The organism is Halomonas sp. V046, from assembly GCF_052645355.1.
The window spans coordinates 93,427-109,603 of the sequence record NZ_JBQXYF010000009.1; the positions used below are offsets into that span (position 1 = coordinate 93,427).

Below are 16,177 nucleotides of genomic sequence, written 5' to 3' on the forward strand. Positions count from 1 at the left end.
GTGGCTCGTGGGTAATTCATTGCCCCCTCGATTGTCCTCGCACCGGACGCTCACGGTCGGGAGCCGAGCAGCGGGCCTACCTCAAAAGGCCCAGGCCGCCGACAGGCTGACCGTATCGCCATCGAAGCGATTCTCCGCGCTGACGTCATGCAGCCACTTGCCGATCAGCGTCAAGGGCACGCCTCCCACGGGCAAGCTCGTCATCACCGCGGGCCCTACCCCTGCCCCGCTGCTGCGAAAGCCACTTTCCAGACGATCCGGCACCGGGCCGCTATCGGATTCGATCTGCTCGTACCAGTAGCCGGCCAGGCCGAGCCCAAAGGTCGGCGTGACGTATCTGGCGGCCAGCACATCGAGGTGAAACTCGTCTCCGGTGGTGTAGTCCGTGTCCTGGTTCTCGAAATTGATCAGCAGCCCCGCGGTGAGCGACAGGTCCCAGCCGCTGGCGGGCAGAAAGCTGTAGGTCAGTGTCGGGTCCAGGGCCCAGTAGTTGCGCCCCAGGTTGACTCGGTCGTCGCTGTCGTAACGGCCGAAAGGCATGCTGATGCCCAGCGCCGCGGTCGTATGGTGGGAGCCATTGGCCCAGTTGAGCGCGATGGGAATGAGATAAGGGTCGCCGAAGCCGTCGTTGCTGCCTTGACTGAAACGTTCCTGGTCGCCGAAAGCGCTGTTGGCGTCGACGCTGACATCGAAGACATAGGGCAGGTTCAGACTGGCAATATAGGTCGCGCCAAGCAGTTCGATCTCCGACACCCAGGTCAGCTTCAACAGGTTCAGCCATAGCGTCTGGTCGATGCCGGCAGACAAGCGCCCGCCGAGCGGGCGAGCGCCAATGTCGGCGTCATAACGGATCAGGTCATTGCGCGCATAAACGCCGGGCGGCGGTGCCAGCCCCGCCGCGAAATCGTTATAGGCACCCGGGAGGTAGACACTGGTTCCGCCTTCGGAGGCGATGGCGGCACCGGACGGCGCCATGGCGAGACCGATGGCGATGGCGATGGCGGCGCGACAAGACAGGCTTCGCATGGTGGCATCCTGGACGAAGGAATTAGCGTTTTAAGCACAGTATAGGCCGAGCCTTGATAACGTCTTGCCGTAGCGTTGAATACCTGCCAAGACTATTGCCCGACCGCCATTTCGTCCGTTGCAACACGCTCACCACTTTAACCAGCCGTCGGTGACGTCGGCCGTTACGACAAGTTCGTCATTGCGATCGCCCGACTGTCATCTCGGCCATTGCGAAACGCTCGCCAATTCAACCATCCGGCTATCGGCTCAGCCGTCGCCGCCCTGTCACCACTTTGACCACCCGGAAGACACCGTAGCGACGTTGAACAGTGCCGCCCGGGTGTCGAGTAAGCCATGAATGTCGCCGTTGGCACGCTCGACAATCTGCTCGAGACAGGCGGTGTCCGAGTCCGTTGCCTCGAACAACGGGCCGCCTGCACCATCCTCCAACGCCGGTTCGACGCGTCCTGATAGCGAACTGGCAAGTACGATCTCTCCCGGGGGGAAATAGAAGACACGATTGATCCAGCCTACGTCGAGGTTCTGGACGACCTCCGCCACGGGGCGATACCGCAGGTCCCACGTCACGACGTCCTGGAAGGGAGATCGCTGTATCGGAACCAACAACTCGACCTTCACCCCGCATAGGCTAGTGACCTCGACACGTTCGCCACCCGGCCGCTCGAACGACAACGACGACTGAGCAAACCGCCCCACCTGTGCTTCCTTCCAGCGGAGCCCGACGCTGACGATCAGGTTCTCATCGACGCTGTCGGCACTCGCGCCTTGACGCATCGAAAGCGCCACCGCGCCGGACAGAAAGTCGACCAGGGCCAGGCTCGGCTCAATCTCTGGCATCAGGCGCTGTCGCAGCTGCAGGCCCAGCCCTTCCGTATCGACGTCGTCATCGTCGTCGAAGGTAATGCTGAGGGCCTTGTCGTCGTTCCATTTCGTCTCTACGCCTTCATGGCCGAGCTCCTTCAGGGCTTGCTCTACCTGAGACTCGGCCAGTACTCGGTCCCCTACGGGACGCAAGAACTCGATATCGAAACCGCTGTCGCACCCGCTCAGCAACAGCGCAGCCACACAGGTCAGAAAAGGTTTCACCATTCTTGTCGCTCCCGGCGGTGGGATAAGGAAGGAACCGGCGTAGTCACGGGCCCGGCACGCTGCCGAGGCGTGCCCGCCGCGTGTCCCTTGGGCATCAAGCGTCAGCCCCGGTACGCGAGCTGAAGGCGGATGTGACACGAATGAACTATATCAGCAGATGGAATGATCACCCGTCAGGGTTCTCACGACTGATCGAATACGCACAATAGAATGAGGCGCCACTCGCTATACCGCGGGTGAGGGGTGGATGGCGCTCCGTGCACTCCCGAATGCTGACCGGACTCGTCCCCGTTGTGGGTCCCAACGACAGCGCCCCGGCCGTGGAGGCCGGGGCGCTGTCTAGAACCGCCAGGAAGACTACGGCAGGCGATCAGTCAGCCGGCGCGTAGGAACCGTCCTCGCGATGAACTTCGTTGCCGCTCAAGCCGGGCGTGAACACGCAGGCGAGATGCATGGTCTTGCTGGCGCGCAGCAGATGTTCATCGTGCTGGTCCAGGATGTAGATATCACCAGGCTTGATCGGCCAGATCTTGCCGTCGGCCAGAGTTTCCACTTCTCCCTCTCCTTCGATGCAGTAGACCGCTTCGAAGTGATGCTTGTAGTGGATGTGGGTCTCGGTCCCTTCGAAGATCCGAGTAATGTGGAAGGAGCAATGGCCGCCGTCATCGACGAGAGACAGGCGAGTGCTGTCCCAGTTACCGTTGTCGGCCTTGACCAGGCGATCCGTCTTGCGGGCTTCTTCAAGATTGCGAACGATCATGGTGTTCTCCGTTTGGGTCCTTCACGAGCTGGCGATCAGGCCAGCCGCAGCGTCTCGCCGAGGGCGAAATGCAGGCTATCAGTTCGCTGCCTAAGTTTCACATCCTGCTCCGCTTCGAGCAGAGGCGGTGAGCCGCCCCTGCTTCAGCCAGCGAGTTTGCGAGCGCCTTAGCTCAGTGCGGCGTGGGTGCTGCGCTCCAGAATATCCAGGCCCTCGAGCAGGTCTTCATCGGGGATGGTCAGCGGGCACAGGCACTTGACGACTTCACCGTCCTGGCCACTGGTCTCGATGACCAGGCCATTCTCGAAGCACTTGGCGGTGATCTTGTCGGCCACGTCACCGCTGCCCACGTCGATACCGCGCATCAGGCCACGACCCCGCTCGGAAGCCGCGATACCCTGCTCGCTGATCCAGGCGGCAATCTTCTGAAACCGCTCTTCGACGATCCGAGCCTTGCGCTGGATGTCGCGCTCGAAGGTGTCATCGCTCCAGTACTTGCGCATGGCGGTCGCCGCGGTGACGAAGGCCAGGTTGAAGCCACGGAAGGTGCCGTTGTATTGGCCGGGCTTCCACTTGTCGAGCTCCGGGCGCATCAACACATGGGCAAACGGCAGGCCGAGCCCGGACAGCGATTTTGAATTGGTGACGATGTCGGGGACCACATCGGCGTGCTCGAAGCTGAAGAACTTGCCCGTACGTCCGCAGCCCGCCTGAATATCATCGATAATCAGCAGAATGTCATTGGCGTGGCAGATGCCTTCCAGGCGCTTGAGCCACTCAAGGCCCGACACGTTGATGCCACCCTCGCCCTGCACGGTTTCCACGATCACCGCGGCCGGGACATCCAGGCCGCCGGACTTGTCGCCGAGCAGCTTCTCGAAGTAATCAAGGGTGTCGGTGGCCTCGCCCAGGTAGCCATCGAAGGGCAAAAATGACGCCCCCTGGGTCGGGATGCCACCGGTGGCTTCGCGGAACTTGCGGTTACCGGTGGTGGCAAGCGCACCCATGGTCACGCCGTGGAACCCATTGGTGAACGTCACGATGTTATGCCGGCCCTTGGCGACACGGGCGAGACGGATAGCGGCTTCGACGGCATTGGTACCGGTCGGGCCCGGCAGGTGCACCTTGTAGTCCAGGCCACGCGGCTTGAGGATGACCTGCTCGAGGGTCTCGAGATAGTCGCGCTTGGCGGCTGTCCAGAAGTCGAGGCCATGGATGATGCCGTCGGTGGCCAGGTAATCGACCATCGCCTGCTTGATATGCGGGTTGTTATGGCCGTAGTTCAGGGTGCCAGCGCCGGCGAGGAAGTCGATGTACTCGCGGCCATCCTCATCGGTCAGGCGAGCGTTCAGCGCCTTGGTGAAGACCACCGGGAAGGAGCGTGAATAGGTACGAACTTCAGATTCCATGCGTTCGAGCGTCTGGGTCTGCATTGGCGACCTCCTGAGGGATAAAGAGTGAGTCGATGATGGGCGACGCAGCAGCTCGCTGCCGCGTCATTCCCAAGAAGAGGAGTCAGATGCGCGATGTCTGGAAGGGACCGATGCGCACCAGATTTTCCGGATCGTGCTCGCCACCGAGCTGATCCGTGGAGAAGTATTCGCGGCTATTCAGCGGCGCCTGCCAGCGATCGGCAAGGCGGCGAAACAGCCCCCACGACGCCTGGTTGTCAGGCGTGATCGTGGTCTCGAGGTGATGCACCCCGATCAGTTCCGGGCGCGACAGGATGGCTTCGACCAGCCGGCGAGCCAGGCCGGTACCGCGGGCCTTCTCACCCACGGCCACCTGCCACAAGAAATAGGTGTCGGGGGCGTTGCTTTTCACGTAGCCCGATACGAAGCCAACGATTTCTCCTTCCTCGTTGGTGGCCACGGCGCAGCTGTCGCGGAACTGGGTCGCCAACAGCAGGTAGGCGTAGGCCGAGTTCACGTCCAGCGGGGGGCACGACTTGACTAGCTCATAGATGCCCCAACCGTCGTCGGGGTTGGACTTGCGAATGAAGAGCGGTGCCGCTTCGTTGCCGACCACCGCGTCGGCCACGCTGGGCCGAGCGAGATCGGCGGATGGTGTAAACGGCTGAGTGCTTGCAGTCATGTTCGTTATGCTTCGCCTGTTGCGAATTTGCGGGCCATTATAACAGCTGATTATGACATTTCAAAAACGAGATTATCTTTAGGCCGCAAAACTATAATAGAAATTTATGCTAGGGCGGGTTCCCCCTCCCCCACAACGCCACTGACGTGGAGCAACGCGCGTCCACTCCTGCCCACAAGGCCAGGACCCGGCCCCTCGCCGGTGCCATACCCCGTGGCGGTTGCCACCGATCTCACCCTCGGCATCGCCTGCCGGGGCGTCATGCTCGGTTATGCACATCTTGTCGGAGCAAACCTTAAAGATGCATTCGGTTTTTCCGAGGTCAGACGCTTGATCTGGAGTATAGACCCCGGTGCGAAATTGACACCATCGACGGGACCTGCGGCCGCGACCCCCGCCTGAGACTGGGTCCGCCGCTTCCTCCGTGTAACACCGCGGGCACAAAAAAGGCCGCTCCGGAGAGCGGCCCGTTGGGCGCGACGTTCGCCACCCAGCTGTCTGACGCAGATCGATCAGCGGCGAGTCGGTGTGCGCATGGTCACGAACTCTTCGGCGCCGGTGGGATGGATACCCACGGTGGCGTCGAAATCCGCCTTGGTCAGGCCGGCACGTACGGCAATGGCGATGCCCTGGATGACCTCGCCAGCTTCCTCACCGACCATATGAGCGCCGACGACAACGTCAGTCGCGTCGTCGACGATCAGCTTCATCAGGCAACGCTCGTCGCTGCCGGACAGGGTGTGCTTCATGGGGCGGAAGTCGGCACTGTAGACGCGGATCGCCTCATGGGTCTCGCGAGCCTTCTCTTCCGACAGCCCCACGGTGCCGATATTGGGGTGACAGAACACCGCGGTGGCGATGTTGTCATAGTTCATCGGCGCCTTGGGGGCATCACCGTAGTGGTGCGCGACCAGATGCATGGCTTCGGCCAGTGCCACCGGCGTCAATTCCGGCCCCCCGGTGACGTCTCCCAGCGCCATGATCGACGGTATGGAGGTCTCGAAACGATCATTGACCTCGATGCTGCCGTTCTCGTTCAGGGCGATATCGAGCTTGTCGAGCCCCAGTCCCTCGAGGTGCGGCTTGCGCCCGGTGGCCGAGAGGACGGCGTCGACCTCCAGGCTTTCGCCGTTGGTGAGGCTAACCTTGAGCCCGGTATCGACCTTCTCGATGGACTCGATGTTGGTGCCGAAGTGCAGGTTGACGCCCTTCTTGGCCATCTCATCACGGGTAAATTCGCGAACCTCCTGGTCGAAGCTACGCAGGAACAGCTCGCCGCGATAGACCAGGTGGGCATCTGCGCCAAGACCATTGAAGATGCTCGCGAACTCCACCGCGATATAACCGCCGCCGAGCACCAGGAAGCGCTGGGGAAACTCGTCCAGGTCGAAGATCTGGTTCGAATTCATGGCATGTTCGCTGCCAGGGAACGGCGGCACCCAGGGCCACCCGCCGACGGCCACCAGAATCTTCTCGGCGCTGACGCGCTCGCCGGCCACTTCAACGGTGTGCTCGTCCACGACCTTGGCGCGTCCATTGATCAGGCGCACGCCGGCACCATCGAGCAGCTTTCCGTAGATTCCATTGAGACGCTTGATCTCGCCGATCTTGTTGTCACGCAGGGTCGGCCAGTCGAAGGTCGGCGCTTCGCCGAGCCGCCAGCCGAAGCCACGCGCATCGTCGAAGGCCTCGTGGAAATGGGCCGCGTAGGAGTACAACTTCTTGGGCACACAGCCGACGTTGACACAGGTGCCACCGAGATAGCGATCCTCTGCCACGGCGACGCGTGCTCCGGTGGCCGCCGCGGTGCGTGCGGCGCGCACGCCACCGGACCCGGCTCCGATGACAAAGAGGTCATAGTCAAAATTCGACACGTGCTTCTCCTATCGCAGGCTGTGATAAAGACGAGACGGGCTTGCGGCGGCGTTGGCCTACTGCCGCAATAACCTGATATGGGCCGCATCATACCAGCAGAGGTAGTGCGCAGGGAGGCCGCTTGACCCTTTCGCGCGCCAGGGGTAAAAGAAGGCACCTTAAACCTCCTCGTCCTCCTCTCGATCAAGGGCCCGCCATGAGCGATATCGATACCCTTCTCGCCAACAACCGCGCCTGGGCAGACAAGATGTGTCAGGACGACCCTGACTTCTTCGCCCGCCTCGCCCGTCAGCAAAGCCCGGAATACCTCTGGATCGGCTGCTCGGACAGCCGTGTGCCAGCCAACCAGATCATCGACCTGCCTCCCGGCGAGGTCTTCGTCCATCGCAACGTCGCCAACTTGCTGCATCACAACGACATGAACGCCCTGTCGGTGGTGCAGTTCGCCGTCGACGTGCTCAAGGTACGCCACATCATGATCGTCGGCCACTACGGCTGCGGCGGCGTGCGCGCTGCGGTAATGGGCGGCGAATGCGGCGTGGTCGACTACTGGTTGCACAGCGTGCGTGAACTCTACAGTCGCTATCGCCAGGACCTCGAGACGCTGCCACTGGACGAGCAGGTCGACCGCATGTGCGAGCTTAATGTCGAAGCCCAGGTCAAGAACCTGTGCCGTACAAAGATCATCCAACGTGCCTGGCAACGCGGCCAGCAGCTCTCGGTACATGGCTGGGTCTACGGCTTGAGCGATGGACGGGTGACAGATCTCGAGTGCAGCGTGCATGGCCTCGATCAAGTCGCACAGTTGTATCGCATCGATCGAGTCTGCCCGCCCAACGATTGATGCCCGGCCGCAGGGAACCCGCTCCGGTCGGGCTCCCTGCTGACGCTTGCCCCTGCGATCCCGTCCATTCCTTGCCCTTCATTCCCGTGGCCGGTCAGGCGACGGCTGGCGGTCGCAAGCTCGCGGACTCCCCCGTTTGCCGTGTTGACGTCAAGGACCGACGCTTGACGGGGTTCCCCGCCAGGCGTGGCCGGTGCCCGGCGCGCGATCTATCCTTGGCTCCTCGGCCGCGCGCCGTCCTCCCCGCCGCCTCGGCTCCCGCCGGCTCTATCAACGCTCACACAATGCGCTCCCTCGCCCTCTGTTACGCTCGTATTCACCAGGCGCATGGCCCCTGTCACATTTTCGATTGTGTTCCAACGCTGCATATCTCTATGTTGGCGTAGGACAATGGCTAGACGCCGGGCAGGGATCGGAGATTTCCGTACGCCCGGTCTGCACTACCCACAACAACCTCATAAAGCAGGAATCCTTTCATGTTCAATCAGCCCATGTTCAAGAAGACCATGCTGGCCGGTGCCCTCGGCGCCGCCATGCTCGCAGCCTCCGCCCCCCAGGCGGCATTCGCCGAGAATACGCTGCGCATGGCCTATGATGCCGACCCGGTGTCGCTGGACATCCATGAACAACTCTCCGGCGGTATCCTTCAGCTCTCGCACATGGCCTTCGATCCCCTGGTCCGCTGGACCAAGGACTTCGAATTCGAGCCGCGCCTGGCCACCGAGTGGGAACAGGTCAACGACACCACCATGCGCATGACCCTGCGCGAGGGCGTGACCTTTCACTCCGGCAATCCGTTCACCGCCGAGGATGTCGCCTTCACCGTGGAGCGCTTGAAGCGCAGCCCTGATTTCAAGGCCATCTTCGAGCCGGTGGAAACGGTCAACGTCATCGACGACCACACCGTGGAAATCGTCTCCAAGCGGCCCAACCCGCTGATGCTCAACATGGCGACCTACATCTTCCCGATGGACGCCGAGTTCTACAGCGGCCAGACCGACGATGGCAAGACACGCGACGAGATCGTCAAGAACGGCAATTCCTATGCGTCGCGTAACGTCTCCGGTACCGGTCCGTTCATGGTCACCGAGCGTCAGCAGGGCGTGCGGGTCGAGTTCGAGCGCTTCGACGACTACTGGGACACCGAGAGCCCGGGCAATGTCGATAATATCGTGCTGACGCCGATCAGCGAAAACGCTACCCGCGTCGCCGCCCTGCTGTCCGGCGATGTGGACTTCATCGCCCCGGTACCGCCCAACGACCTGGAGCGCATCGAGAGCGACGAAGACACCCAACTAGTGACCATGTCCGGCACCCGCATCATCCTGATGCACATGAACCAGGAGCGAGTCGAGGCGTTCAAGGACGTCCGCGTGCGCCAGGCCTTCACCTACGCGATTAACCAGGTGGGCATCGCGGATCGGCTGATGAAAGGCTTCGCCACTCCGGCCGCCCAGTTCTCCCCCGAGGGCTACAGCGGTCACAACGCCAGTCTCGAGCCACGCTTTGACCTGGAGAAGGCCCAGGAACTGATGGCCGAAGCCGGCTATGAAGACGGCTTCTCGATCACCATGATGGCGCCCAACAACCGCTACGTGAACGACGCCAAGATCGCCCAGGCGGTGGCCGCGATGCTGGCGCGCATCAACGTGACGGTCGATCTCAAGACCCTGCCCAAGGCCCAGTACTGGGGCGAGTACGACGATCGTGCCGCCGACATGATGTTGATCGGCTGGCATTCCGATACCGAAGACTCGGCGAACTTCTTCCAGTACCTGAGCGAGTGTCCCAACGCGGAAACCGGTGGCGGTCAGTACAACGCCGGTAATTACTGCAACCCGGAACTCGACCAGCTGGTGGCCGAGGCCAATCTCGAGGTTGACCTGGCCAAGCGTGCCGAGATGCTGCAGCAGGTCGAGCAGTCGCTGTATGACGATGCCGCCTTCATTCCGCTGCACTGGCAGGACCTGGCCTGGGCCTCGGCGGCCAACGTCGACATCGAGCCGATCCTCAACGTGATGAACTTCCCCTACCTAGGGGATCTGGTCATCGAGCAAGAGTAAGGACGCCCGCCGGCCCTGCCGGGCCGGCTTTCGTCGTCACCCCACCCACAGCGTGACACGCCGCCGAGGCCTAGTGCCTCGGGGGCGGGTTCCTGTCGTTTCGGTACACCAACATGATCGCATTCCTGATCAAGCGCCTGTTTCACGCGCTGCTGGTGATGTTCGTCATCAGCGTGATCGCCTTCGCCATCCAGGACAATCTCGGCGACCCCATCCAGCAGATGGTCGGTCAGTCGGTGCCCGAGAGCGAACGCGAGGCCCTGCGCGAGGAACTCGGACTCAATGACCCCTTCTTCGTCCAGTACCTGCGCTTCGCGGCCAACGCCACCCAGTTCGACTTCGGCTATTCCTACGTCTTCAATGAGCCGACCACCGACGTGATCATGCGCCACCTGCCGGCGACACTTGAACTGGTCTTTGCCTCGACCCTGTTGATCGTGCTGCTGTCGGTCCCGATCGGCGTCTACAGTGCGATCAAGCCACGCGCCTGGCTGTCACGATTCTTCATGGGGGTGTCCATCGTCGGCATCTCCATCCCGGTCTTCCTGACCGCCATCGTCCTGATCCAGCTATTCGCCATTGGGGTCAGCTGGAGCCCCTTCCCCGTCGACACCGGCTGGGGCACCTGGCTCAACGACCTGATCTCCACCGACGGCGGCATGCCCGCGTATGGGCGTGGCAACCCCGAGCATGTCTTCGGCACCTGGTACACCAACTTCTCGAGCCTCAAGGGGCTGACCTATCTGGTGCTCCCGGCGATTTCGTTGGCCTCGATCATGCTGCCGCTCTTCATCCGCCTGATCCGCGCCGAAATGCTCGAGGTCATGCAGTCGGAATACGTCAAGTTTGCCCGGGCCAAGGGCATCTCGATGCGACGCATCTACTTCCTGCATGCGCTCAAGAACACCATGCTGCCGGTGATCACCGTCGGTGGCGTGCAGATCGGTACCCTGGTCGCCTACACCATCCTCACCGAGACGGTCTTCCAGTGGCCAGGCATGGGACTGATGTTCCTCGATGCCATCGAGCGCTCCGATATTCCGCTGATCGTGACCTATCTGATGATCGTCGGCCTGATCTTCGTGATTACCAATACCCTCGTCGATCTGATCTACGGACTGGTCAATCCCACCGTCAAGCTCACAGGTAAGCCCGCATGAGTACTCAAGTGACGCCTCAGGCCGGCCGGTGGGAGAGGTTTCGCGACTCCTACCTGCTCTACAGCTTCAAGCGTGATCTGATCGCCCAGGTCAGCCTGGTGGTCTTTATCGTCCTGGTGGCCGCCGCCTTGCTGGCCCCTTGGCTGGCGCCGATGGACCCCTATGATCTGGCACAGATCGACATTCTGGCCTCGGAGCTTCCGCCGTTCTGGGTCGAGGGTGCCGACGCCATGTACAGCATGGGCACCGACTCCCAGGGTCGCGACATGCTCTCGACCATTCTCTACGGCATGCGAGTATCGCTGATCATCGGCTTCGGCGCGGTGATCCTGCAGGCCACCATCGGTGTCTGCTTCGGCCTGCTGGCCGGCTACATGGGCGGTCGTATCGATGCTTTTCTGATGCGCCTGGCCGATATCCAGCTATCGTTCTCTACCCTGATGGTCGCCATCATCGTCGGTGCGCTGTTCAAGTCGATCTTCGGCGGCGCCACCTACGGTGACTACGCCGTGCCGCTGCTGGTGCTGATCATCGGGCTGGCCGAGTGGCCGCAGTACGCGCGTACCGTGCGCGCCTCGGTGCTGGCGGAACGGTCAAAGGAGTACGTGGATGCGGCGCGGGTCATGGGTCTGAGAAGCCGGCGCATCATGTTTCGTCATATTCTGCCCAACACCCTGTCGCCGATCTTCGTCATTTCCACGGTGCAGGTGGCCAACGCCATCATCTCAGAGGCGGCGCTTTCGTTTCTCGGCCTCGGCATGCCGGAGACCCAGCCGTCGCTCGGCTCGTTGATCAAGTCCGGCTTTGACTACATTCAGTCGGGCTCCTGGTGGATCACGCTGCTGCCGGGCTTGGTGCTGGTGGTGCTGGTGCTGGTGATCAACCTGCTCGGCGACTGGCTGCGCGACGTGCTCAATCCGCGACTGTACAAGGGCTGAGGCCGAGGAGAGACCATGGCATTACTCGACGTAAAGAACCTCGATGTGCGCTTCGCCCTGCGCAAGGGCGACGTCAAGGCGCTGCGCGATGTCTGCTTCAGCCTCGATCGCGGTGAACGACTGGGCATCGTTGGCGAATCCGGCGCCGGCAAGTCGGTGGCCGCATTCACCCTCTTGAACCTGATCGCCAAGCCAGGCTACATCGCCGGTGGCAGCATCACCTTCGATGGTCAGGAGCTGACCTCGATGGGCGATCGGGCCCTGCGCAAGATCCGCGGTCACCGCATCTCGATGATCTTCCAGGACCCGATGATGACGCTCAATCCGGTGCTGTCGATCGGTGAGCAGATGGTGGAGTGCCTCAAGGCTCACCGTCGCATCTCATCGAAAGAAGCCCGCGCCATTTGCCTGCGCAAGCTCGAACAGGTGCAGATTCCCTCGCCGGAGAAGCGTCTCGACCAGTATCCGCACGAGCTGTCCGGTGGCATGCGTCAGCGCATCATCATCGCCATTGCGCTGCTGCTGGACCCTGACATCATCGTCGCCGATGAGCCGACCACGGCACTCGACGTTACCATCCAGGCCGAGATCATGGCGCTGCTGCTGGAGTTGTGCGAGAAGCACAACGTCGGCTTGATCCTGATTACCCATGACCTGGGCGTCGTCAGCCAGGTCACCCAGCGCATGCTGGTGATGTATGCCGGACGGGTGATCGAGCAGGGCCCCACCCGGGAGATCATCAACGATCCGCAGCACCCCTATACCCAAGGCCTGATCAACGCCCTGCCCCAGATGGCCACCCCGGGCCAACGGCTCAACCAGATCCGTGGCAGCATGCCGTCACTCGACAAGCTGCCAAGCGGCTGCGCCTTTCATCCCCGCTGCGACTTCACCACACGGGCCGACGGCAGCGAGCGTTCGCCCTGCCGGCGTGAGGTCCCGGGGTTCGTTGAATCGGGCAACTGCCAGGTGGCCTGCCATATGGTCGCCGAGATGCAAAACCAAGACCGTATTCCAGCCACGGAGGAGCGTCCATGAGCGCCATGCCACAACGACAGGACGCGCCCACCCCTGCCGCAAGCGGTGAGACAGGTGCAGCGGTGCCGGCGTCACGCCCCCACGCCGATCAAACGCTGCTGGAGATTCGCGGCCTGGAAAAGCGCTTCTCGCTCTCGGGCGACTTCCTCGAGCAACTCAAGTTTCGCCGCGGCCGCATCGTCCGCGAACAGGCCCATGTTCACGCCATCAACGGCATCGATCTGGACATCCGCCGCGGCGAGGCCCTTTGCGTGGTCGGCGAATCCGGCTGCGGCAAGTCGACGGTGGCGCGCACGGTGATGGGATTGCTGCGCCCTTCTGCCGGCGAAATCCGCTATGACGGTGAGCGCATCGACCATCTCGAGTCCCGGGCGTTGATGCCGTATCGTCGGCGCATGCAGATGATCTTCCAGAATCCCTACGCGTCCCTCAATCCACGCATGACCATCCAGCAGACCCTGGAAGAGCCGATCCGCCTGCACCACCCGGACTGGAAGCCGGACCAGGTCAAGGCCAAGGTCGCCGAGGTCATGACATCCGTCGGCATCGCGCCGGACTGGGGGGTGCGCTACGGCCACGAATTCTCCGGCGGACAGCGACAGCGCATCGCCATCGCCCGGGCGCTTGCCGTGGACCCGGAGTTCATCGTCGCCGATGAGCCCATCTCGGCGCTGGACGTATCGATCCAGGCGCAGGTATTGAACCTGCTGATGGAGGCCCAGCAGCAACGTAATCTAACGTATTTGTTCATCACCCATGATCTCGCCGTGGTGGAACACTTCGGGACCCGTGTCGCGGTCATGTACCTGGGGAGAGTGTGTGAAGTCGCCCCCACGGCGACCCTGTTCTCCCGTCCTCGTCATCCCTATACCCAGGCCTTGATGTCGGCGATTCCGCGCCTCGAGGACGACCGCCCACAGCACCTGCGCCTGGAAGGCGAAGTGCCAACGCCGGTCAACCTGCCCTCGGGTTGCGTCTTCCACGGTCGCTGTCCCCACGCCAACGAGCGTTGCCGCCAGGAGGTTCCCTCGCTGATCGCCAGCGACGATGGCAGTCAGGTGGCCTGCCATGGCGTCGAGGAGGGCCGACTCAGCTAACCCTGTCCCCCGTCACGCACCCTGCCGCTCTCCTGCGACGGGGAGGGCCGCGATCTGGCACAATGAGACTACGCAGGACAGGTGAACCCTCCATGGAAATACGCTGGCTGGAAGATTTTCTGGCACTGGCACGCACTCGGCATTTCTCCCGGGCCGCCGAGGAGCAGAATGTCACCCAGCCGACCTTTTCGCGACGCATCAAGCTTCTCGAAGAGGAGATGGGCACGATCCTGATCAATCGGCAGACCCTGCCGTTATCGTTGACCCCGGCCGGCGAGGCCTTCCACGCCATGTGCCACGACGTCACTCGCCGGGTAGAAGTCACCCGCCAGCGCCTGGCGCAGATGGCCGAGGAACAAGCTGGCCAGCTGCGCCTCGGCGCCCCCCAGAGCCTGCTGGCCGAATTTCTACCGAGTTGGCTGGCGGGCTGGACGCAACCGCCCCCCCTCACGCCGTACCTGCGGGCTACCGCCTGGCTGGTCGGCGACTATTTTCAGGGCCTGGCCTCCGGCGAAGTCGACCTGGCGCTGTGCTACTGGCCGACCACCGGAAGCCCGTTGGAACTCGCCAATGAGGAAACCGACTACCTGGTCGTCGGGCGAGAACGCTTCATTCCCGTGTCACTGCCGGATTCGGCCGGCTTTCCACGCTTTTCGCTGGAACTCGGCCGTGGCGCCAAGCTGCCATTGATCGGCTACCATCCGCGCGGCATGATCGATGCTGCCATACGCGCCCAATTGGACCGCCTGGGCGATAGCCCCACCCTGACGGTGCTCAACGAGAGCGTCCAGAGCGGCAACATCCGCGAACTGGTCAGCCTCGGTTACGGCCTCGGCTGGCTCCCCGAGCGCACCCTGGGCGGGGCGCTGGCATCAGGGGCCCTGGCCAACGCGGGGGGGCCACGTTGGACGGTGGAATTCGAGATACGCCTGTATCGCCACCTGACCACAAGGCGCACCGCCACCGACCCCCTATGGCACCAGATTCGCGGCCGGCAACAGGAGTCAGGATGACGTCACCAGTACCTTCGCCAGCCCCCGCTATCGCCTTGGCAAGCTTTCGACCGGCTCGCTGGCTCGCTAACCCGCACCTGCAGACGCTGACGCCACGCCTGCTGCGACCGCGCACCCTGGGCTGGCGCAGTGAATGGTTCGACCTGCCGGACGGCGACGAAGTGGAGCTTTCCTGGGTGACTCCGGAGCCACCGTCGCCCACGGCCCCCCTCTTCGTCCTCTTTCACGGCCTCGAAGGCAGCATCGCTTCGCCCTATGCCCGGGACCTGCTCGGTGCCGCCAAGGACATGGGTTACCGGGCGCTACTGATGCACTTTCGTGGCTGCGGCGCGCGTCCAAACCGGCGTCCTCGGGCCTATCACAGCGGCGATACCGGCGATGCCCGCGTGTTGTTCGAGGCGCTGCTGGAGCGCTACCCCGAGGCGCCGCGATTCGCCTGCGGCGTCTCCCTCGGCGGCAACATGCTGCTCAAGCTCGTCGCCGAACCCGAGGTCGATGCGCTGGGCCTATCCGGCGCCATCGCCATCAGCGCCCCGCTGGATCTCGCCGCCTGCGCCGAGCGCCTCGGTCAGGGCTTCTCCCGAGTCTATGAACGGCACCTGCTCGGTTCACTCAAACGCAAGGTCGTCGAGCGATTAAAGTGCGGCGAACTGCCACTGACAGTCGATGCGCGAACCGTTTCCAGGCTCAAGCGCCTGCGTGACTACGACGACGTGGTCACCGCGCCGTTACATGGATTCAAGGACGCCGCCGACTACTACGCCAAAGCGTCCAGCGGTCCGGTGCTGGGCAATATCCGTGTTCCTACCTTGCTCCTGCACGCCGCCGACGACCCGTTCATGCCGGCGGACATCATCGACCGTTTTCCCGAACGCTCTTCACTCTTGCACATGGAAGTCGCACGCAATGGCGGCCACGTCGGCTTCATGGAACGGCGCGGCTCTCGCCTCGAGCCATGGCTTGGGCGGCGTGTCGGTGACCAGCTCAAGACGTGGCGGGACGAGCTTGGCGGTCCAGCATTCCCGCAACCCGAGAGCCCCTGAGTGAACACAAGGGCTGCGCAGGCGACGCCCCCAACACGCTAGCCTGACCTCACCCCGTGCATTCGGCCGCCACGCTTTGCACTGACTGCCCCCCGTGCATTCGCCCGCTACGCTGTGCGTGTCCGCCACTCCCT

Annotated in this window: 14 protein-coding genes; 8 read left to right on the top strand and 6 right to left on the bottom strand. The window is 62.8% G+C overall.

What is annotated here, in order from left to right:
* Positions 1-81: 81 nt before the first annotated feature.
* From ACUN9Y_RS13680 to gorA, 6 genes are all read right to left on the bottom strand, one after another.
* The gene (locus tag ACUN9Y_RS13680) at positions 82-1,026 is read right to left on the bottom strand and encodes a SphA family protein (RefSeq protein WP_445461269.1); all 945 of its coding nucleotides are present in this window, start codon (positions 1,024-1,026) and stop codon (positions 82-84) included.
* A gap of 267 nt (positions 1,027-1,293) precedes the next feature.
* Entirely contained in the window at positions 1,294-2,118 is an 825-nt protein-coding gene (locus ACUN9Y_RS13685; RefSeq protein WP_445461270.1) for a hypothetical protein, read from the bottom strand.
* Positions 2,119-2,488: 370 nt separating this feature from the next.
* On the bottom strand, positions 2,489-2,878 hold the full coding sequence (locus ACUN9Y_RS13690; RefSeq protein ID WP_445461271.1) for an ectoine synthase: 390 nt from the start codon (positions 2,876-2,878) through the stop codon (positions 2,489-2,491).
* Between the two features lie 167 nt (positions 2,879-3,045).
* Entirely contained in the window at positions 3,046-4,311 is a 1,266-nt protein-coding gene (gene ectB / locus ACUN9Y_RS13695) for a diaminobutyrate--2-oxoglutarate transaminase (RefSeq protein WP_445461272.1), read from the bottom strand.
* Positions 4,312-4,393: 82 nt separating this feature from the next.
* Positions 4,394-4,972 carry a diaminobutyrate acetyltransferase gene (ectA, locus tag ACUN9Y_RS13700; RefSeq protein ID WP_445461273.1) on the bottom strand — a complete coding sequence of 193 codons (579 nt, stop codon included), beginning with the start codon at positions 4,970-4,972 and terminating at the stop codon, positions 4,394-4,396.
* A gap of 512 nt (positions 4,973-5,484) precedes the next feature.
* On the bottom strand, positions 5,485-6,846 hold the full coding sequence (gene gorA / locus ACUN9Y_RS13705; RefSeq protein WP_445461274.1) for a glutathione-disulfide reductase: 1,362 nt from the start codon (positions 6,844-6,846) through the stop codon (positions 5,485-5,487).
* Between the two features lie 197 nt (positions 6,847-7,043).
* Here gorA and can point away from each other — a divergent pair, with 197 nt between their 5' ends.
* The 8 genes from can (at position 7,044) to ACUN9Y_RS13745 (ending at position 16,043) form a co-directional block, all read left to right on the top strand.
* The gene (gene can / locus ACUN9Y_RS13710) at positions 7,044-7,691 is read left to right on the top strand and encodes a carbonate dehydratase (RefSeq protein WP_445461275.1); all 648 of its coding nucleotides are present in this window, start codon (positions 7,044-7,046) and stop codon (positions 7,689-7,691) included.
* Positions 7,692-8,167: 476 nt separating this feature from the next.
* Complete coding sequence (locus ACUN9Y_RS13715) at positions 8,168-9,754, top strand: ABC transporter substrate-binding protein (RefSeq protein ID WP_445461276.1); 1,587 nt, start codon at positions 8,168-8,170, stop codon at positions 9,752-9,754.
* Positions 9,755-9,867: 113 nt separating this feature from the next.
* Positions 9,868-10,914 (top strand): ABC transporter permease, encoded by a 1,047-nt coding sequence (locus tag ACUN9Y_RS13720; RefSeq protein ID WP_445461277.1) that lies wholly within the window; start codon positions 9,868-9,870, stop codon positions 10,912-10,914.
* Entirely contained in the window at positions 10,911-11,852 is a 942-nt protein-coding gene (locus ACUN9Y_RS13725) for an ABC transporter permease (protein WP_445461278.1), read from the top strand. Before ACUN9Y_RS13720 ends, ACUN9Y_RS13725 begins: the two co-directional genes overlap by 4 nt.
* 15 nt (positions 11,853-11,867) lie before the next feature.
* A complete protein-coding gene (locus ACUN9Y_RS13730; RefSeq protein WP_445461279.1) occupies positions 11,868-12,890 on the top strand; it encodes an ABC transporter ATP-binding protein in 1,023 nt (340 codons plus the stop codon).
* Complete coding sequence (locus ACUN9Y_RS13735) at positions 12,887-13,987, top strand: ABC transporter ATP-binding protein (protein WP_445461280.1); 1,101 nt, start codon at positions 12,887-12,889, stop codon at positions 13,985-13,987. Before ACUN9Y_RS13730 ends, ACUN9Y_RS13735 begins: the two co-directional genes overlap by 4 nt.
* Before the next feature lie 92 nt (positions 13,988-14,079).
* Entirely contained in the window at positions 14,080-15,000 is a 921-nt protein-coding gene (locus ACUN9Y_RS13740; protein WP_445461281.1) for a LysR family transcriptional regulator, read from the top strand.
* Entirely contained in the window at positions 14,997-16,043 is a 1,047-nt protein-coding gene (locus ACUN9Y_RS13745; protein WP_445461282.1) for a hydrolase, read from the top strand. The genes ACUN9Y_RS13740 and ACUN9Y_RS13745 overlap by 4 nt, the downstream gene beginning before the upstream one ends.
* Positions 16,044-16,177: the final 134 nt, after the last annotated feature.